The 18,929-nt window shown below is 73.3% G+C and carries 17 protein-coding genes; 12 read left to right on the top strand and 5 right to left on the bottom strand.

What is annotated here, in order from left to right; genetic code table 11:
- Positions 1–130: 130 nt before the first annotated feature.
- The 3 genes from K353_RS27545 (at position 131) to rlmN (ending at position 2,517) form a co-directional block, all read left to right on the top strand.
- The gene (locus K353_RS27545; protein WP_111556225.1) at positions 131–997 is read left to right on the top strand and encodes a phosphatidate cytidylyltransferase; all 867 of its coding nucleotides are present in this window, start codon (positions 131–133) and stop codon (positions 995–997) included.
- Between the two features lie 145 nt (positions 998–1,142).
- Complete coding sequence (locus tag K353_RS27540; protein WP_111556224.1) at positions 1,143–1,331, top strand: hypothetical protein; 189 nt, start codon at positions 1,143–1,145, stop codon at positions 1,329–1,331.
- Positions 1,332–1,416: 85 nt separating this feature from the next.
- A complete protein-coding gene (gene rlmN / locus K353_RS27535) occupies positions 1,417–2,517 on the top strand; it encodes a 23S rRNA (adenine(2503)-C(2))-methyltransferase RlmN (protein ID WP_111556223.1) in 1,101 nt (366 codons plus the stop codon).
- A 64-nt stretch (positions 2,518–2,581) separates the two neighbouring features.
- Here the strand turns inward: rlmN and K353_RS27530 are convergent, their stop codons facing one another.
- From K353_RS27530 to K353_RS27515, 4 genes are all read right to left on the bottom strand, one after another.
- Positions 2,582–3,721, bottom strand: a complete 1,140-nt coding sequence (locus K353_RS27530) for a hypothetical protein (RefSeq protein ID WP_111556222.1) — start codon at positions 3,719–3,721, stop codon at positions 2,582–2,584.
- Positions 3,722–3,731: 10 nt separating this feature from the next.
- Positions 3,732–4,448, bottom strand: a complete 717-nt coding sequence (locus K353_RS27525; RefSeq protein WP_111556221.1) for an ABC transporter ATP-binding protein — start codon at positions 4,446–4,448, stop codon at positions 3,732–3,734.
- Positions 4,449–4,764: 316 nt separating this feature from the next.
- Complete coding sequence (locus tag K353_RS27520) at positions 4,765–6,159, bottom strand: aspartate aminotransferase family protein (RefSeq protein WP_111556220.1); 1,395 nt, start codon at positions 6,157–6,159, stop codon at positions 4,765–4,767.
- Positions 6,156–6,629, bottom strand: a complete 474-nt coding sequence (locus K353_RS27515; protein WP_030458782.1) for an Lrp/AsnC family transcriptional regulator — start codon at positions 6,627–6,629, stop codon at positions 6,156–6,158. The genes K353_RS27520 and K353_RS27515 overlap by 4 nt, the downstream gene beginning before the upstream one ends.
- A 266-nt stretch (positions 6,630–6,895) precedes the next feature.
- Here K353_RS27515 and K353_RS27510 point away from each other — a divergent pair, with 266 nt between their 5' ends.
- The 5 genes from K353_RS27510 to K353_RS27490 all read left to right on the top strand — a co-directional run bounded on the left by K353_RS27510 (position 6,896) and on the right by K353_RS27490 (position 12,045).
- Positions 6,896–8,341, top strand: coding sequence for a gamma-aminobutyraldehyde dehydrogenase (locus K353_RS27510; RefSeq protein WP_111556219.1), 1,446 nt, complete (start codon positions 6,896–6,898; stop codon positions 8,339–8,341).
- Positions 8,342–8,552: 211 nt separating this feature from the next.
- Entirely contained in the window at positions 8,553–9,911 is a 1,359-nt protein-coding gene (locus K353_RS27505) for an aspartate aminotransferase family protein (RefSeq protein ID WP_111556218.1), read from the top strand.
- Between the two features lie 114 nt (positions 9,912–10,025).
- On the top strand, positions 10,026–10,340 hold the full coding sequence (locus K353_RS27500) for a WXG100 family type VII secretion target (protein WP_111556217.1): 315 nt from the start codon (positions 10,026–10,028) through the stop codon (positions 10,338–10,340).
- Positions 10,337–11,356, top strand: a complete 1,020-nt coding sequence (locus K353_RS27495) for a WXG100 family type VII secretion target (RefSeq protein WP_111556216.1) — start codon at positions 10,337–10,339, stop codon at positions 11,354–11,356. Before K353_RS27500 ends, K353_RS27495 begins: the two co-directional genes overlap by 4 nt.
- A complete protein-coding gene (locus K353_RS27490) occupies positions 11,353–12,045 on the top strand; it encodes a hypothetical protein (RefSeq protein ID WP_111556215.1) in 693 nt (230 codons plus the stop codon). Before K353_RS27495 ends, K353_RS27490 begins: the two co-directional genes overlap by 4 nt.
- A 36-nt stretch (positions 12,046–12,081) precedes the next feature.
- Here the strand turns inward: K353_RS27490 and K353_RS27485 are convergent, their stop codons facing one another.
- On the bottom strand, positions 12,082–13,728 hold the full coding sequence (locus K353_RS27485; RefSeq protein ID WP_111556214.1) for a PucR family transcriptional regulator: 1,647 nt from the start codon (positions 13,726–13,728) through the stop codon (positions 12,082–12,084).
- A 201-nt stretch (positions 13,729–13,929) separates the two neighbouring features.
- Between K353_RS27485 and K353_RS27480 the strand changes: the two genes are divergently transcribed.
- From K353_RS27480 to K353_RS27465, 4 genes are all read left to right on the top strand, one after another.
- A complete protein-coding gene (locus tag K353_RS27480) occupies positions 13,930–15,444 on the top strand; it encodes a gamma-aminobutyraldehyde dehydrogenase (protein WP_111556213.1) in 1,515 nt (504 codons plus the stop codon).
- 124 nt (positions 15,445–15,568) lie between these two features.
- Positions 15,569–16,099 (top strand): hypothetical protein, encoded by a 531-nt coding sequence (locus K353_RS27475; protein ID WP_233533865.1) that lies wholly within the window; start codon positions 15,569–15,571, stop codon positions 16,097–16,099.
- Positions 16,100–16,103: 4 nt separating this feature from the next.
- The gene (locus K353_RS27470; protein ID WP_111556212.1) at positions 16,104–16,964 is read left to right on the top strand and encodes a hypothetical protein; all 861 of its coding nucleotides are present in this window, start codon (positions 16,104–16,106) and stop codon (positions 16,962–16,964) included.
- 106 nt (positions 16,965–17,070) lie between these two features.
- Positions 17,071–18,597, top strand: a complete 1,527-nt coding sequence (locus K353_RS27465) for a CoA-acylating methylmalonate-semialdehyde dehydrogenase (protein ID WP_100836178.1) — start codon at positions 17,071–17,073, stop codon at positions 18,595–18,597.
- Positions 18,598–18,929: the final 332 nt, after the last annotated feature.

Here is an 18,929-nt window from a genome sequence, read left to right as displayed (position 1 = left end):
CCCCGCTCCACCCGGGACCGCCCCCGCTCCGGCCGGGCCGGTCCCGGCGGCCCGACCCGGCCGACACCAAACGGGTCACGCGCGGCGGCCTCCGGCATGACGAGGGGGCGGCGCGGCACAGACTCAGTTCATGCCCCCCGCCCAGGAGACCTCCGTGGCCCAGACCGACCAGCAGCCCCGCAAGCCGCGCGGCGGCCGCAACCTGCCCGCCGCGATAGGCGTGGGCATCGGACTCGGGGCGGTCGTCGCGGCCTCGCTGTTCGTGGTCAAGGCGGTCTTCGTGGTGGTCGTCGCGGCCGCCGTGGCCGTCGGCATCTGGGAGCTCACCAGCCGGCTCGCCGAGCGCAAGGACGTCCGCGTCCCGCAGGTCCCGCTGATGGTCGGCGGCGCGGGCATGGTCGTCACCGGCTACTTCGCGGGCGGCCAGTGGGCCGCCGCGATCCTCGCGGTGACCGGCCTGGCGATGATGGTGGCCCGGATGGCCGTCCCGCCGGAGAACTACCTGCGCGACATAACGGCCGGCATCTTCACCGCCTTCTACGTGCCGTTCCTGGCCACCTTCGTCGCGCTGATCCTGGCCGCGGACGACGGCGCCTGGCGGATCCTGCTCTTCCTGGTCGTCACCATCTGCTCCGACACCGGCGCCTACGCCGTCGGCTACAAGTTCGGCCGCACCAAGCTCGCGCCCGCCATCAGCCCCGGCAAGACCCGCGAGGGCCTGGCCGGCGGCATCGGCCTGTCGATGATCGCCGGCGCGCTGCTGATGCAGTACCTGATCGACGGCGGCACCTGGTGGCAGGGCCTGATCCTGGGCGGCTGCGCGGCGGTCACCGCCACCCTCGGCGACCTCGCCGAGTCGATGATCAAGCGCGACCTCGGCATCAAGGACATGGGCACCCTGCTCCCCGGCCACGGCGGCATCATGGACCGCCTGGACTCGCTGCTGCCCACCGCCCCCGTGGTCTGGCTGCTGCTCGCCGCCTTCGTCGGCAGCTGAGCCCGAGCCTCCCCCGGCCCCGAGGGGGGCCCGCCGCCGGGCCGGTCCCCGCCGGAGGCGGGCCCTTGCGCATGTTCCGGACCGCGTTCGGCCCGCCCGGGAGCGGGCCGGCCGGAGGCCGGCAGGGTGCCGGCGAGGAGGTGCCGTGAACGAGGAAGCCCGGGACGACGATCCGGCCTACGAAGCCGCCGTCGAGCGGGCCGAGCGCGCGGCCCGGTTCGGCCTCGGGGTGAGCGCCGGTGTCGCCGTGCTGGTCGTCGGCTTCGTGGCCCTGGCGGTCCTGCTCGGCTCCGCGGTGATGCTGGGCTGTGTCTACCTCCTCGCGCGCCGGTAGCGCCCCGGCCTCCGTCACCGGCCCGGAGCGGGGCGCCCGGAGCGGGGCGGGACCGGTTCCCGGCGTCTGCGACACTGGATGAACCATGCCTAAGCCCGGAGAACTGACCTTTGTCGCGCCGCGCGGCGCCAAGCCCCCGCGACACCTCGCCGACCTCAGCCCCGCCGAGCGCAAGGAGGCCGTTGCCGAGCTGGGCGAACAGCCGTTCCGCGCGAAGCAGTTGTCGAACCACTACTTCGGCCGGATGTCCGCCGACCCGGAGACCTGGACGGACATCCCGGCGGCGAGCCGGACGAAGCTGACCGAGGCGCTGCTGCCCGAGCTGATGTCCGTGGTGCGGCACGTCTCCTGCGACGACGACGCGACCCGCAAGACGCTGTGGAAGCTGTTCGACGGCACGCTGGTCGAGTCGGTGCTGATGCGCTACCCCGACCGCGTCACCATGTGCATCAGCTCGCAGGCCGGCTGCGGCATGAACTGCCCGTTCTGCGCGACCGGCCAGGCCGGGCTGACCCGCAACCTGTCCACCGGGGAGATCGTCGAGCAGATCGCGGCCGGTATGCGCGACCTCGGGACCGGGGCGGTCCCCGGCGGCGAGGCCCGGCTGTCCAACGTGGTGTTCATGGGCATGGGCGAGCCGCTGGCCAACTACAACCGCGTCCTGTCCGCGATCCGCCGCCTCACCGACCCGTCCCCGGACGGCTTCGGTCTCTCCCAGCGCGGCATCACCGTCTCCACCGTCGGCCTGGTTCCGGCCATGCACCGCTTCGCCGACGAGGGCCTGAGCTGCCGCCTCGCGCTGTCGCTGCACGCGCCGGACGACGAGCTGCGCGACGAACTGGTGCCGGTCAACACCCGCTGGAAGGTCGACGAGGTGCTGGACGCCGCGTGGAACTACGCGGAGAAGTCCGGGCGCCGGGTGTCCATCGAGTACGCGCTGATCAAGGACATCAACGACCAGGCGTGGCGGGCGGACCTGCTCGGCCGCCTGATCAAGAACCGCCGGGTGCACGTGAACCTGATCCCGCTCAACCCGACCCCGGGTTCGAAGTGGACGGCCTCTCGGCCCGAGGACGAGCGCGAGTTCGTCCGCCGCCTCCAGGCGCACGGCGTGCCCACCACCGTCCGCGACACCCGCGGCCAGGAGATCGACGGGGCCTGCGGGCAGCTGGCCGCCGCGGGCTGACGCGACCGCGCGCGCCGACGCGACCGAGGGGCCCGGCCGGGAACGGCGGGCCCCTCGGTGCGTCTCACGGCAGCGGGCAGAGCAGCACCGTCAGTCCGCCGGTCAGCAGCAGGACCGTGCCCGCGGCGAGGGCGCGGAGGGCGACGGTGCCGGTGAGCAGGCCGGGCGGGGTGCCGAGGCGGTCGAGGGCGTCGAGGGTGGGGCCGCGGTCGGCGCGCAGTTCGTGCAGGCGGGCGGCCAGGGCGGCGACCGCGCAGGCGAGCACGAGGGCGCCCTCGACCAGGGTGAGGCCGGGGAGGGCGGCGCCGGTCCGGGCCCAGCTGCGCCAGGCGACCAGCGCCAGCGCGACGACCGCGGTGAGGACGGCCAGCGGGGTGCCGAGGCGGCGGGCCTGGGCGGTGAGCGTCCGGCCGGCGAGCAGCCGGAGCGGGGCGGGGCGGCGCAGGGCGAGCAGCCGGCCGGCCAGGGCGAGCAGCGGGCCGGTCCACAGCGCAAGGGCGAACGCGGTGAGCGTCCAGCCGGTGAGCAGCGCGGGGCTGGTGGCGGGGAGTCCGGCGGGGAGGTCGAGGGTGCGTTCGGCGTCGGTGGCGTCGGGGCGCAGCCCGTACAGTTCGAGGCCGAGTCCGGCGAGCAGGACGGGGGCGGGCAGCAGCACCCGCAGCAGGGTATGGCGGGTGCGGGCGGGTTCGGCCGGCCGTCCCGGGAGGCTGTCGGGGAGGCGGATCGCGCCGGCCGCGGAGACCCCGGCGACCAGCGGGAGGACCGCGAGCAGGACGACCGGCGCGGCGGCGGGCAGCGGGACGCCCATGCCGACGGCGGGGGCGAGCGAGGGCCCGGCGATGTCGTTGCGCAGGATCAGGAACAGCAGCAGGGTGACCGCGGAGCCGAGCCCGCAGGCGAGCGCGACCTCCCCGGCGACCAGCAGCCGGATCCGGGTGGGGCCGGCCCCGGCGGCGGTGAGGCCGGTGATCCGCTCGGGGTGCTGGGCGGGGACGGCCCGGGCGGCGACGGCCGCGAACCAGGCGACGGCGGCGAGCGGTGGCAGGCACCAGAGCAGCCGTTCGAGGTTGCCCTCCGTCCCGTTGAGGGCCCGGCCGAGGGCGCGCAGCAGGAAGGCGGCGACCACGGCGGCGGCGGTCGCGGTGAGCAGCCAGCGGGCGAGGTCGAGGGCGCGGTAGCCGCGGGCGAGCCTGAGGTAGTACACGGCGCTCCCCTCAGTTCCCGGCGGCGACGGCGGGCGCGTCGGCGGGCTCGGTCGAGAGCCGGCCGTCGACCAGGTGGACGGTGCGGTCGGCGAACCGGGCGAGCGCCGGGTCGTGGGTGGCCAGCACCAGGGTCAGCCGGTGCGAGCGGGCGGCGCTGGCCAGTATCCGCATGACCTGTTCGCGGGCGTCGCGGTGCAGCGGCGCGGTCGGGTCGTCGGCGAAGACGACCGGCGGCTGGGGGGCGAGGGCGCGGGCGACGGCGATCCGCTGGCGCCGGTCCTGCTGGAGCTCGGCCGGGCGCAGGCGGGCGCAGTCGGCGACGTCGAGGCGCTCCAGCCACTCGCCGGCGGCGCGGTAGGCGGCGCGGTGGCCGGTGCCGGCCAGCAGCAGGGGGAGGGCGACGTTCTCCCGGGCCGTCAGTTCCGGGACGAGGTGCGGTTCGGGGCCGACGTAGCCGAAGCGTTCGCGGCGGAGCTTCTCGCGTCCGGCCCGGCCCAGGGTGTGCACGGGGGAGCTGTGGAACCAGACCTCGCCCTCGTCGACCGGGAGCTGCGCGGACAGGCAGCCGAGCAGGGTGGACTTGCCGGAGCCGCGCGGGCCGGTGACGGCGAGCATCTCGCCCTCGCGGACGCCCAGCGAGACGCCGCGCAGGGCGGGGGTGCCGTGGTGGGACTTGACGATCCCTCGGGCCCAGAGCACGTCGTTGTCGGGCGGGGCCGCTGACATGAGATCCATCCAGGTGCCGACGGGGATATGACAGTCGTCAGATTAGAACGATCGGACGGTGCCGCGGGCACGCCGCACGGGGCCGATCCGGGACGAATCACCCCGAACACGGCGTGTCGGACGGCAGATTCACCCCGGCGGCGGCCGGTGGCCGGACGCTCGGGGCCCCGGCACCCGGCCGCCCGGACGCTCGGCCGCCCGGACGCTCGGCCACCCGGCCGCCCGGACGCTCGCGGCGGCGCCCGGGACGCGCCGAAGGGCGGTCCCGGCGGTGAGGAGCCGGGACCGCCCTTCGGCGGAGGGTGGGGAAGGAGGATCAGATCTTCTGCCACGCGTCGGACAGGCTGGTCCGCAGGATCTGCTCGATCTCGTCGAAGGTCGACTGGTCGGAGATCAGCGGCGGGGCCAGCTGCACGACCGGGTCGCCGCGGTCGTCGGCGCGGCAGTACAGGCCGTTGTCGAACAGCGCCTTGGAGAGGAAGCCGTACAGGACGCGCTCGACCTCGTCGTCGTTGAAGGACTCCTTGGTGATCTTGTCCTTGACGAGCTCGATGCCGTAGAAGTACCCGTTGCCGCGGACGTCGCCCACGATCGGCAGGTCGCGCAGCTTGTTCAGGGTGGCCAGGAACTTCGACTCGTTGTCGAGGACGTGTTGGTTCAGGCCCTCGCGCTCGAAGATGTCGAGGTTGGCCAGCGCCACCGCGGAGGAGACCGGGTGGCCGCCGAAGGTGTAGCCGTGCAGGAAGGTGTTGTCGCCCTTGTAGAACGGCTCGGCGATGCGGTCCGAGATGATCGTGGCGCCGATCGGGGAGTAGCCCGAGGTCATGCCCTTGGCGCAGGTGATCATGTCCGGCACGTAGCCGAACTTGTCGGCGCCGAACATGGTGCCGAGGCGGCCGAAGGCGCAGATGACCTCGTCCGAGACCAGCAGCACGTCGTGGCGGTCGCAGATCTCGCGCAGGCGCTGGAAGTACCCGGGCGGCGGCGGGAAGCAGCCGCCGGCGTTCTGCACCGGCTCGACGAAGACGGCGGCGACGGTCTCGGGGCCCTCGAAGAGGATGGCCTGCTCGATCTCGTCGGCGGCCCAGCGGCCGTAGGCCTCCGGGTCGACCGTGCCGTCGGGGCCGGCGAGGAAGGCCGGGGCGCGGTAGATGTTGGTGTTCGGGGCCTTGTGGGTGCCCGGCACCAGCGGCTCGAACGGGGCCTTCAGGCCCGGCAGACCGGTGATGGACAGCGCGCCCTGCGGGGTGCCGTGGTAGGCGACGGCCCGGGAGATGACCTTGTACTTGGTGGGCTTGCCGGTCAGCTTGAAGTACTGCTTGGCCAGCTTCCACGCGGTCTCGACGGCCTCGCCGCCGCCGGTGGAGAAGAACACCTTGTTCAGGTCGCCGGGGGCGTAGTTGGCCAGGCGCTCGGCCAGCTCGACGGCCTTCGGGTGGGCGTAGCTCCACACCGGGAAGAAGGCCAGCTCCTTGGCCTGCTTGGCGGCGGCCTCGGCGAGCTCCTCGCGGCCGTGGCCCGCCTGCACCACGAACAGGCCGGCCAGGCCGTCGAGGTACTTGCGGCCCTTGTCGTCCCAGACGTAGGTGCCCTCGCCCTTGACGATCGTCGGCACGGGGGAGTTCTCGTACGACGACATGCGGGTGAAGTGCATCCACAGGTGGTCGTAGGCGGTCTTGGAAAGGTCCTTCTGCGCCGGGTCGGCTGTCATCGGGTGCCCCAGGTGTAGGTCTGTTTCCGGAGTTTCAGGTAAACGAAGCTCTCGGTGCTCCGCACGCCGGGAAGCGCGCGGATGCGCTTGTTGATCAGTTCGAGGAGGTGCTCGTCGTCCTCGCACACCAGCTCGGCGAGGAGGTCGAACGAACCCGCGGTGCACACCACGTAGTCGACCTCGTCGAAGGCGGCCAGCGCGTCGGCGACCGGTTCGATGTCGCCCTCCACCCGGATGCCCACCATCGCCTGGCGGGTGAATCCGACGGTGAGGGGGTCGGTCACGGCGACGATCTGCATCACGCCCTGGTCGAGCAGCTTCTGGACGCGCTGCCGGACGGCCGCCTCGGACAGGCCCACGGCCTTGCCGATGGCGGCGTACGGACGGCGCCCGTCCTCCTGGAGCTGCTCGATGATCGCCTTGGAGGCGGCGTCGAGGGGAACGCTGGCGTTCCGGTCACGGTTGGCCACGCCGCCACTGTGCCTGACGGGCGGCGGAATCGCAAGCGGCCGTGCTGCTGATTTCGTCGCCCTTTCGAAGATCGGACGCGGAAAGCGTGGCTCTCGACGGGAGCCTCTGTCGATAACGGCAGTGGCATGGGTACCCTGGCCACATACACGCGCGACCCTGCACCCCGCCGATCGTGACTTGTCGCTGACATGCCGTGGCCCCCCGGACCCAGGGGTAACCTGGCGCCCGGAGCTGCAACGACGCAGGCCCAGACCGAGGAGAGACCGTGAGCGAGCTTCGTACGCTGCGCAACTACATCAACGGCGAGTTCGTCGACGCTGCGGACGGCCGCACGCTCGACGTCGTCGACCCGACCACGGGCGAGGTCTACGCGACCTCCCCGCTCTCCGGCCCGGCCGACGTGGACGCCGCGATGGCCGCCGCCGCGGCCGCCTTCCCGGTCTGGCGGGACTCCACCCCGGCCCTCCGGCAGAAGCTGCTGCTCAAGGTGGCCGACGCGGTCGAGGCCCGGGCCGACGAGATCGTCGACGCCGAGGTGCGCAACACCGGCAAGCCGCGCGGGCTGACCCTCTCCGAGGAGATCGGCCCGATGGTCGACCAGCTGCGCTTCTTCGCCGGCGCCGCCCGGCTGCTGGAGGGCAAGGCCGCGGGCGAGTACATGGACGGCCTGACCTCGATCGTCCGCCGCGAGCCGGTCGGCGTCTGCGCGCAGGTCGCGCCGTGGAACTACCCGATGATGATGGCGGTGTGGAAGTTCGCCCCGGCGATCGCCGCGGGCAACGCCGTGGTGCTCAAGCCCTCCGACACCACCCCGGCCTCCACCGTGCTGCTGGCCGAGATCATCGGCGGCGTGCTGAAGGACCTGGAGCTGCCGGCCGGCGTCTTCAACGTGATCTGCGGCGACCGGGAGACCGGCCGCCTGATGGTCGAGCACCGCACCCCGGCGATGGCCTCCATCACCGGCTCGGTCCGGGCCGGCATGCAGGTCGCCGAGTCCGCCGCGAAGGACGTCAAGCGGGTCCACCTGGAGCTCGGCGGCAAGGCCCCGGTCGTGGTCTTCGAGGACGCCGACATCGCCGAGGCCGTCGAGGGCATCTCGGTGGCCGGCTACTTCAACGCCGGCCAGGACTGCACCGCCGCCACCCGCGTGCTGGTGCACGAGTCGATCCACGACGCCTTCGTCGAGGCGCTCGCCAAGGCCGCCGCCGACACCAAGACCGGCGGCGTGGACGACGAGGACGTGCTGTACGGCCCGCTCAACAACGCCAACCAGCTGGAGCAGGTGGCCGGCTTCATCGAGCGGCTGCCCGCGCACGCCAAGGTCGAGGCCGGCGGCCACCGGGTCGGCGACAAGGGCTACTTCTGGGCGGCGACCGTGGTCTCCGGCCTGGAGCAGGACGACGAGATCATCCAGAACGAGGTCTTCGGCCCGGTCATCACCGTGCAGAAGTTCACCGACGAGGAGCAGGCCGTCGAGTACGCCAACGGCGTCGAGTACGCGCTCGCCTCCTCGGTGTGGACCAAGGACCACGCCCGCGCGATGCGGATGTCCCGCCGGCTGGACTTCGGCTGCGTGTGGATCAACACCCACATCCCGCTGGTCGCCGAGATGCCGCACGGCGGCTTCAAGAAGTCCGGCTACGGCAAGGACCTGTCCTCGTACGGGTTCGAGGACTACACCCGGATCAAGCACGTCATGACCGCGATCTAGCGGGTCAGGACGGTCGGGCGCAGTATGACCGCGATCTAGCGGGTCAGGACGGTCGGGCGCAGTACGACCGCGATCTGAGGGCGGTAGGCGTCCACCGGGGGCGCGGGGAATCCTCCCCGCGCCCCCGGCTTTTCACCCTGTCAGGGCGGCGCGCGACTCGCGTGACAGGATGGAGCTGCCCCGGGCCGGGGGCGCTCCCTACGCTGGTCGCATGAGCACTCCCACCGCTGACTCGGTCGCCGGGCAGGCCGTCAAGGCCGCCGACCGCGCGCACGTCTTCCACTCGTGGTCCGCCCAGGCGCTGATCGACCCCCTCGCGGTGGCCGGTGCCGAGGGCTCCTACTTCTGGGACTACGACGGCAACCGCTACCTGGACTTCTCCTCGCAGCTGGTGAACACCAACATCGGCCACCAGCACCCGAAGGTGGTCGCGGCGATCCAGGCGAAGGCCGCGCAGCTGTGCACCATCGCCCCGGGCTTCGCCGAGGAGTCGCGCAGCGAGGCCGCCCGGCTGATCGCCGAGCGGACCCCCGGCGACCTGGACAAGATCTTCTTCACCAACGGCGGCGCCGAGGCGAACGAGAACGCGATCCGGATGGCCCGGCTGCACACCGGCCGGCACAAGGTGCTCTCCACCTACCGCTCGTACCACGGCGCCACCGCCAACGCGATCGCCCTGACCGGCGACCCGCGCCGCTGGGCGAACGAGGCCGGCGTCTCGGGCATCGTGCACTTCTGGGGTCCGTACCCGTACCGCTCGAACTTCCACGCCGAGAACGAGGCGCAGGAGTGCGAGCGCGCGCTGGCGCACCTGGAGCAGACCCTCGCGTTCGAGGGCCCGGGCACCGTCGCGGCGATCATCCTGGAGACCGTGGTCGGCACCGCGGGCATCCTGGTGCCGCCGGCCGGCTACCTGGTGGGCGTGCGGGAGATCTGCGACCGGTACGGGATCGTGTTCATCCTGGACGAGGTGATGGCCGGCTTCGGCCGCACCGGCGCGTGGTTCGCCGCCGACCACTGGGGGATCACCCCCGACCTGCTGACCTTCGCCAAGGGCGTCAACTCCGGCTACCTGCCGCTGGGCGGCGTGGCGATCTCCGGGGCGATCGCGGAGACCTTCGCGCAGAAGGCGTTCCCGGGCGGCCTGACCTACTCGGGCCACCCGCTGGCCTGCGCCTCCGCGGTGGCGACGATCAACACGATGGCCGAGGAGGGCATCGTGGAGCACGCCGCGCACATCGGCGAGCACGTGCTCGGCCCCGGCCTGCGCGAGCTGGCCGAGCGGCACCCCTCGATCGGCGAGGTGCGCGGCCTGGGCGTGTTCTGGGCGCTGGACCTGGTGAAGAACCGGGAGACCCGCGAGCCGCTGGTGCCGTACAACGCGGCCGGTGCCGACAACGCGCCAATGGCGCAGCTCGCGGCGGCCTGCAAGCAGCGCGGCCTGTGGCCGTTCACCAACATGAACCGCTTCCACGTGGTGCCGCCGTGCAACGTCAGCGAGGAGGAGGCCAAGACCGGTCTCGCCGTGCTGGACGAGGTGCTCACCCTCACCGACGCGCACACGGTCTGACGATCCTTCGCGACTTCTCCACAGGGGCTCCGGGGAAACCACCCGGGGCCCCGGATGTCTTTGCTCATCGGATCAGTACGATGATTCGCCTGACCTGAGAGCAAAGGAACTGTCATGGGGGACACGGGGTTTCGGGTCGAGCCCGAAGCACTGACCGGATACGCGGCCGTACTGGACGCCCAGGCCGAACGGATCGCGCAGATCCGCTCGGCCCTGGCGGGCGTCCAGCTCTCGTCCGAGGCCTTCGGTAAGCTGCCGGGCTCGGGCGAACTGCACGGCTCCTACCAGGAGCACGCCGAAGCGGAGCAGGAGAACTTCGCCGACCTGATCGACCTGCTCGACGGCACCGCCGAGGGCGTCCGGTTCGCGGTGGACAACTACGAGAGCAACGAGCACGAGACCGCCGCGGTGTACGGGGGCGGCCAGTGAGCACCCTGGCCCCCGGCTCGTTCGGCGACGCGGTCGACGCGTACCGGTGGACCCGCGACCGGGTCGCCGGGCAACTGCCCCCGCTGCCCAGCTTCGAGAACCCGGTCAGCGAGGGCCTCGACGCGGGCCTCGACTCCATCGTCAAGGCGGCGCTGGACGCCACCGGGCTGATGGACGTGCTGGAGAAGGTCACCGGCGACCTCCAGGCGCTGACCGCCGCCTCGCACGAGTGGCAGGCCCAGGCGAAGGCGATGCAGGAGGTCGCCGAGGAGCTGCGGGCGGCCGGCACCCGGGTCGAGGGCGGCTGGGAGGGCGCGGCCTCCACCGCGTTCGGCGGGCACATGGCCACCGTCGTCGAGGCGGTCGACGCCACCGCCGCCGACATGGCCCAGGTCGCCCAGATCATCAGCCAGGCCGCCGCCGAGTGCCAGCTCGCCGAGAACCTGATCATCGAGATCATCCGCGAGGCCATCGAGACCCTGATCATCACCCTGGCCGCCTCCGTGGTGGTCGACATCCTCACCCTGGGCCTGGCCACCGCCGCCGAGGCGCTCATCGTCGAGGGCGAGATCGCCATCTACATCGCCCGGGTGGGCCAGGTCTCGCTCAAGCTGGAGAAGGCGCTCAAGGAACTGCACGAAGCCGTCAAGGCGATGAAGGCGGCGCGCACCCTGGGCAAGTTCAACAAGGCCCGCAAGGCCGCCAAGGCCGTCCGCAAGCTCGGCGGCCGGGGCAACCGCTGGAAGTCCGGCCTCGACCTGGTCCGCAACCCCTCGATGGCCAACCTCGGCGAGTTCGCCACCGCGCAGGCCCTGGGCAAGGGCTTCGGCGCGGTCAAGGGCGGCGTCAAGGGCGGCCTGGGCGCGATCACCGGCGCCGGCGACTTCCCCGGCGTCCTCACCGACAACCTGCTCGGCGACCAGGGCCTGGACACCGTGGCCGGCGCGCTGGACGGCCCGCCCGACGGCGAGCCGTACCGGGTACCGGGCAACCGCGTGACGGAGGCGTTCGGATGACCGGCGGCCCCCCGGGCACGGGCCCGTACGGCGCCGACCCGTACGGCCGGGGACCGCACCCGTACCCGGCCGCGCCGCAGGTGTACGAGCCGCGGCGGCTCGGCGGCGGCTCGCACCTGCCGCTGGTGGCGCCCCACCTGGCGCCCGGCGAGCAGGTGCACGCCGTGCTCGACATCCAGCTCAGCGACCTGCTCCGCCGCGTCCCGCGCCGCCACCGGAAGGAACGGGACGGCCTGTTCCAGGCGCTCGGCGTCCTGCTCGACCTGCTCGGCGCGGTCGTCGACGCGATCGAGGAGGCCGTCGGCGGCTTCTTCCGCAACCTCCGGCGGATCCTCCGCGGCCGCGGCCTGTCCGGCGGCTGGGAGAGCCAGGCCGGCCGGTTCGCCGTCCAGGTGCTGACCGGCGGCCCGGGCGACCGGAGGTACGAGAACCGCGGCGTCGTGCTGGTCTTCACCGACCGCCGGATCCTGCTCGGCAGCGCCCTCTCCGACGGCTACCACCCGTACGGCGAGATCCCCCGGCAGCAGCTCGCCCGGGTCGAACCGCGGATGGGCTCCTGGTCCGACCGGGTCGAGGCGTACTTCGCGGACGGCTCCCGGGTCGCCCTCGACGCCCGCGACCGGCACGACGCGCAGGCCCTGGAACTGCTGGTCCGCGGCCAGGTCCCGCCGCCCCGGCCGCGGGACTGACCGCGGGACCGGCCGCGGTGCGCCGCTGACCCGCCGTCAGCGGCGCACCGCGTCCAGCGCCAGCAGCGCCACGTGCAGCGACAGGCAGGACTCCACCTGGTCCAGGTCGACGCCCAGGATCCGCTCCACCTTGTGCAGCCGGTCGTAGAACGACGGCCGGGACAGGTGCGCGGCGTCGGCCGCCGCCGACTTGTTGCGGCCCTGCTCCAGGTAGATCCGCAGCATCTGCACCAACTGGCCGCCGTGCTCCGCGTCGTACGCCAGCAGCGGGCCCAACTCCCGCTCCACGTAAGTCTGCAGGCGCTCGTCGTCGCGCAGCAGGTGCAGCAGGCCGCGCAGCCGGACGTCCGGCAGCCGGTAGTACGCCGCCCGGCCGCCCGGCGCGTCGTGCAGCGCCGCGTCCGCGACCTGGGTGGCCTCCAGCAGGGTGCGCCGGGCGTCCCGGACCGAACCCACCGAGGAGCCGACCGCTATCACCGGCTCGGCCGCCGCCCCGTCCCGGCCCGCCTCCGCGGACAGCCGGCGCAGCGCCGCCGCGAACGCCTCCAGCGAGGCGTGCTCCTCCTGCTGCGAGCCCAGCGCCACCAGCAGGCCCACCCCCTCGTCGTCCAGCGCGCCGACCAGCGCCGACAGCCGGGAGGTGCGGATCGCGGTCGCCGCCAGCTCGGTGAAGTCCCGCAGCCGGGCCTGCGCCTCCAGCGCCGCCGGCAGCGGACCCTGCCGCTGCCGCAGCACCACGCCCACCAGCCGGCGGCCCTCCAGCGGCACGCCCAGCGCCTGCGCGCGCAGCGCCACCTCGGAGACCGTCAGCGCGTGGGTCAGGATGCCGGACAGCAGGGTGCGGTGGGTCTGCCGCTCCAGCGACTCCCGGTCGCGCACCACCAGCCGGTTCAGCGCCAGCGTCGCCGCACCGCGCTCCAGCAGCATCGCGTGCGGGTGCGGCACGTCCGGCGGCAGCGGCACCGGCTCGTCCACCAGCACCAGCCGCCCCCAGTCCTGGCCGCGCGCCCCGACCGTGGTCACCAGCCAGCCCGAGCGCGGGTCGTAGCCGGTGCGGCCCGCCGGGTGCACGCCGCGCGAGCGGTGCTCCCAGTTCTCCAGCAGCTCCTCCTCGCCGCGCCCCGCCGGGTCGTGCGCCAGCACCTGGTGCGCCAGGTTCTCCAGCACCACCGGCGCGCCCGCCATCCGGGCCACCTGCCGCACCACCTCGGCGGGCTCCGCGCCCTCGGTGGCCAGCTCGTTGAACACCTGGTGCACGGCCTCGGACACCCGCAACTGCTCCAGCTGCGCGTTCACCACCAGCGCGTGCACCGCCTCGGTCACCGCGACGAACTTCAACTCCCGGCGCAGCACCACCAGCGGCAGGCCGTGCCGCTCCGCCGCCGCCACCAGCGCCCGCGGCAGCGAGTCGAAGTACCGCCGGCCGAACTCGATCACCAGCCCCGCCACCCCGACCTCGGCCAGCTCCCGCACGTACCGGGCCAGCCCCTCCCGGTCCTCCGGCAGCGCGATGCCCGTCGACAGCACCAGCTCGCCGCCGCGCAGCACCCCCGCCACGTCCGGCAGCTCGCTCACGTGCACCCAGCGCACCGGCCGCTCCAGCGCCGCCGCGCCGGCCACCACCTGGGGCACCCCGCGCCGCATCACGTCGAGGTCGAGCACGCGGGCGACGGTGGGGAGCATCGCGGATACCTCCGGGGGGTTCTCAGGGGGAAGGGGTTCTCAGGGTGTCAGGACAATCATCCGCGACGGCGACGCCCTGTCGCCCGGACGCGGCCTTGCAGCGTGTAAGGCCCTTCGGCCGGGCCGTTGCTGAGTGACGCTTGCCCCCGGGGCCGAACCGAGGCATCGTCGGCCGGGTCGAGTAGGCAATGGAGGCAGCTCATGGACCTGACCAGCTTCAACGAGGGCGCGCAGCACATCGCGGGCCGCCCCGCCCGGGGCTCCGGCGGCGAGCCCTTCGCCGTGGTCAACCCCGCCAACGGCGCCACCGTCCAGCAGGTCGAGCTCGCCACCGCCGCCGACGTCGACACCGCCGTCGCCGCCGCCCGCGCCGCCCTCCCCGAGTGGTCCGGCGCCACCCCCGGCGCCCGCTCCGAGGCGCTCAACCGCCTCGCCGGCATCCTGGCCGAGCACGCCGAGGACTTCGCCCGGGTCGAGACCGCGCAGACCGGCAAGCCGATCAAGCTCTCCACCGAGTTCGACGTCCCCGGCACGATCGACAACACCGCGTTCTTCGCGGGCGCCGCCCGCAACCTGGAGGGCAAGGCCGCCGGCGAGTACAGCGGCGACCACACCTCGTACGTACGCCGCGAGGCGATCGGCGTGGTCGGCAGCATCGCGCCCTGGAACTACCCGCTCCAGATGGCCGCCTGGAAGATCCTCCCGGCCATCGCGGCCGGCAACACCATCGTCCTCAAGCCCGCCGAGATCACCCCGCTGACCTCGCTGATGTTCGCCCGCGCCTGCACCGCCGCCGGCATCCCCGACGGCGTCGTCAACGTCGTCACCGGCGCCGGACGCACCGCCGGCGAGCACCTGATCGGCCACCCCGACGTCGCGATGGTCTCCTTCACCGGCTCCACCGCCGTCGGCAAGCGGGTCGCCGAGATCGCCACCGCCACCGTCAAGCGCACCCACCTCGAACTCGGCGGCAAGGCCCCCTTCGTGGTCTTCGACGACGCCGACCTCGACGCCGCCGTGCACGGCGCCGTCGCCGCCTCCCTGATCAACAGCGGCCAGGACTGCACCGCCGCCACCCGCGCCTACGTCCAGCGCCCGCTCTACGACGCCTTCGTGGCCGGCGTCGCCGAGCTCTACGAGGGCATCCGGCTCGGCGACCCGCTCGACCCGCGGACCGACCTCGGCCCGCTGGTCTCCTACGCCCACCGCGACCGGGTCGCCGGCTTCGTCGAGCGCGCCCGCTCCTACGCCACCGTCGTCACCGGCGGCCCCGCCACCGGCAAGGGCCACGACGGCACCGACCTCGCGCTCGGCGCCTACCACCGCCCCACCCTGATCACCGGCGCCGCCCAGGACAGAGAGGTCGTCCAGGGCGAGGTCTTCGGTCCGGTCCTCGTCGTGCTGCCCTTCGACAGCGACGAGGAGGGCCTGCGCCTGGCCAACGACACCCCCTACGGCCTGGCCGCCTCCGCCTGGACCCGCGACGTCCACCGCTCGCTGCGCGCCACCCGCGAGATCGCGGCCGGCTGCGTCTGGGTGAACGACCACATCCCGATCATCAGCGAGATGCCGCACGGCGGGTACAAGGCGTCCGGCTACGGCAAGGACATGTCGCAGTACTCGCTCGACGAGTACACCCAGGTCAAGCACGTCATGTTCGACACCACCGCGGTCGCCCGCAAGGACTGGCACCGGACGATCTTCGGCGACCGCTGACCACGGGCCGCCCGCGGGCGGCCCGCCGATCCGTGTAAGAGATCCCCGGTACCCCGCTCTCCCGGGTGACGGCAGCAGGCACCCCGCCCGCCGCCCGCCACCCGGGAGAGACGAGGAACCGCCCGTGAGCACCGTCCGCCACCCCAGCGCCCTGCACTGGCTGGCCGAGGCCGCCCCCGACCCCGACCAGTGCCGGCGCACCTGGGAACGCACCCGGTTCGGCCTCGCCCTGCTCCCCGCCGGCCGCCGCTGGGACGTCCTGCACGCCCCCGGCCCGCTCGGCCGCCCCGCCGCCGCACTGCTCGACCGGCCCGGCGGCGGCCCCGTCCTGGAGGACCCCGACGGCGACACCGTCGGCTTCCTCGTCCCCGTCGGCACCGCCGAACGCTGGACCGGCACCGGCATCCGCGCCTCCGGCGACGGCACCTGGATCGCCGTCCCGCACCCCACCCGCCCCACCCGCGGCCCGCACTGGCTGATCCCCCCGCACCCCGACGGCCGGCTCGTCGACCCCCGCGCCCTCGAACTCGCCCTGCACGACGCCGCCGCGCACCTGCGCGGGCCGTACCCGGACGGGACGGGTGGGGCGCGGGACGGACGGGAGCGGACGGGACGGAACGGACTGCACTGGATCGGGCCGGACGGGACAGACTGACCCCATGGACGACACCAGCCCCGCCCACCTCGTCGACGAACCCGGGCCGCCCGGCGACCGCGAGCGTGTTCGGGACCGCGACCGCGAACTCGATCGGGACCGCGACCGGGCCGCGCTGCTCGCCGCTGTCCAGCCGTACTGCCTGCGGCACGGCCTCACGCTGGCCGGACCGGACGCGCTGCGCCTGCACGGCCTGGCCGCCCCCGTCCGCGGCACCGACCTGCTGCTGGTCACCGCCGAAGGCCCGCCGCTGGCCGACCTCGCCACCGGACTCGCCGAGACCCTCCGCGCCGCCGGCCACCGCGTCCAGACGCCGCCCGGCACCGCCCGCCGCCGCCAACTCGCCGTCAGCGCGGCTGAGCAGCCCCTGAACGGCGCCCCGGGAGAGACCCCACGGGCCGAGCTGCCGCCGCTCGGCGTCGAACTGCGCCGCGAACCGCTGCGCCACCCGCCGACCCTCCCCGACGGCGCCCCCGTCCCAGTCGCCGCGCTGGACGACACCGCCGCGCTCGCCGTCCTCACCCTCTGCGAACGCGCCCTGCCCGCCGACCTCCAGGCCCTGCACGCCCTCACCGACCACCGGCGGGAGGGCGAACTTCTCTCCCTGGCAGGCGCGTTCGACGAGGACTTCACCGCCCGCGCGCTCGCCGACCGGCTGGAGACCGCCGCCGCCCTGCTCCCGCCCGAGGCCACCGGCACCCGGCAGTGGGCCGAGACCTGGGCCCAGGACCTGCGCCTCGACCTGCTGGAGACCACCGCCCTCGCCGACGGCCTGCACGACCCCTACCTGGACCACCTCGACCACCTCGACCGCCTGGACTCCCCAGACTCCCCGGACCAGGCGGAGCGCTCCGACGACCTGTAAGGGTGAATCGCGCTTCCCCGTCAGGATGCTCGTTGAGCGGGCCGGCCGTCCCGCGCAGACTGGAGGACGAGCGCGGGACATCCGTGGACATCGGAGGCAGAGACCCTTGAGCAGCAAGCACATCACCCACTGGATCGGCGGCCAGTACGTCGCCACCGCCGGAACCGCGCCCCGCCGCGGCGACATCCACGACCCGGCCACCGGCCAGGTCACCGGCCAGGTGGACTTCGCCGAGATCGCCGAGGTCGACCAGGCGGTCGCCGCTGCCGCCCAGGCGTTCACCACCTGGCGCCAGGCCTCCATCGCCAAGCGCACCCAGGTGCTGTTCAACTTCCGCGAGCTGTTCAACGCCCGCAAGGACGAACTCGCCGCGATCATCGTCTCCGAACACGGCAAGGTGCACTCCGACGCCCTCGGCGAGCTGGCCCGCGGCCAGGAGGTCGTCGAGTACGCCTGCGGCATCCCGCAGCTGATCAAGGGCGGCTTCACCGAGCAGGCCTCCACCGGCGTCGACGTCTACTCGATCCGCCAGCCGCTCGGCCCGGTCGCCATCATCTCGCCGTTCAACTTCCCGGCCATGGTGCCGATGTGGTTCTTCCCGATCGCCATCGCGGCCGGCAACACGGTCATCCTCAAGCCGTCCGAGAAGGACCCGTCCGCCGCCAACTTCATCGCCGAGCTGTGGAAGGAGGCCGGCCTCCCCGACGGCGTCTTCAACGTCGTCCACGGCGACAAGGTCTCCGTCGACCGCCTCCTGGAGCACCCCGACGTCAAGTCGGTCTCCTTCGTCGGCTCCACCCCCATCGCCCGCTACGTGTACGAGAACGGCACCCGCTACGGCAAGCGCGTGCAGGCCCTCGGCGGCGCCAAGAACCACATGCTGGTGCTCCCCGACGCCGACCTCGACCTGGCCGCCGACGCCGCCATCAACGCCGGCTTCGGCGCGGCCGGCGAGCGCTGCATGGCCGTCTCCGTCCTGGTCGCCGTCGACCCGATCGGCGACGAGCTGGTCGCCAAGATCAAGGAGCGGATGGCCACCCTCAAGGTCGGCCCCGGCTGCAACGGCGACTCCGAGATGGGCCCCCTGGTCACCGGCCAGCACCGCGACAAGGTCACCTCCTACGTCGAGTCCGGCGTCGCCGACGGCGCCGAGCTGGCCGTCGACGGCCGCAAGCACGCCATCGCCGCCGAGGACGCCACCGGCGCCCCCACCGCCGACGGCTTCTGGCTCGGCCCCACCCTGTTCGACCACGTCAAGCCGGGCATGTCCGTCTACAACGACGAGATCTTCGGCCCGATCCTGTCGGTCGTCCGGGTCCCCTCCTACGACGAGGGCCTGGAGCTCATCAACGCCAACCCGTACGGCAACGGCACCGCCATCTTCACCAACGACGGCGGCGCCGCCCGGCGCTTCCAGAACGAGGTCGAGGTCGGCATGGTCGGCATCAACGTGCCGATCCCCGTCCCCGTCGCCTACTACTCCTTCGGCGGCTGGAAGGCCTCGCTGTTCGGCGACTCCCACGCCTACGGCGCCGACGGCGTCCAGTTCTTCACCCGCGGCAAGGCCGTCACCCAGCGCTGGCTCGACCCCTCGCACGGCGGCATCAACCTGGGCTTCCCCACCAACAACTGAGCAGTCCACCGCGCCCCGGCACGACCGAAGGCCGGCCCCCACCCGGGGCCGGCCTTCCGGCTGTCATCCCGGCTGTCACCGCTCACTGCGGGCGGTTGTTTGCACCGGGCCCGGATCCGGCGTAGTGTTCACTGGTCGCTCGGCAGGGAGCACCGGACACGTGTCGGCGTGGACGGTCCCGGGGCGGCCAATCCCTTGGAAAACCGGTTCGGCTGATCCGTGGCGGGTCGCGTGTCTTTCGCGTCCCCGTTCGTATTCGTCGTGCGCTTTTCCGGAGATTGCGGCCGATTCGCTTTTCGGAGCGGGGATCGGCTAGAGTTTGAAACGTCGGA

This window comes from Kitasatospora sp. SolWspMP-SS2h (assembly GCF_003259315.1).
Taxonomy (GTDB): domain Bacteria; phylum Actinomycetota; class Actinomycetes; order Streptomycetales; family Streptomycetaceae; genus Kitasatospora; species Kitasatospora fiedleri.
The sequence above is the reverse complement of the archived record's forward strand: the minus strand, read 5'-3'. Positions and strand labels throughout refer to the sequence as shown.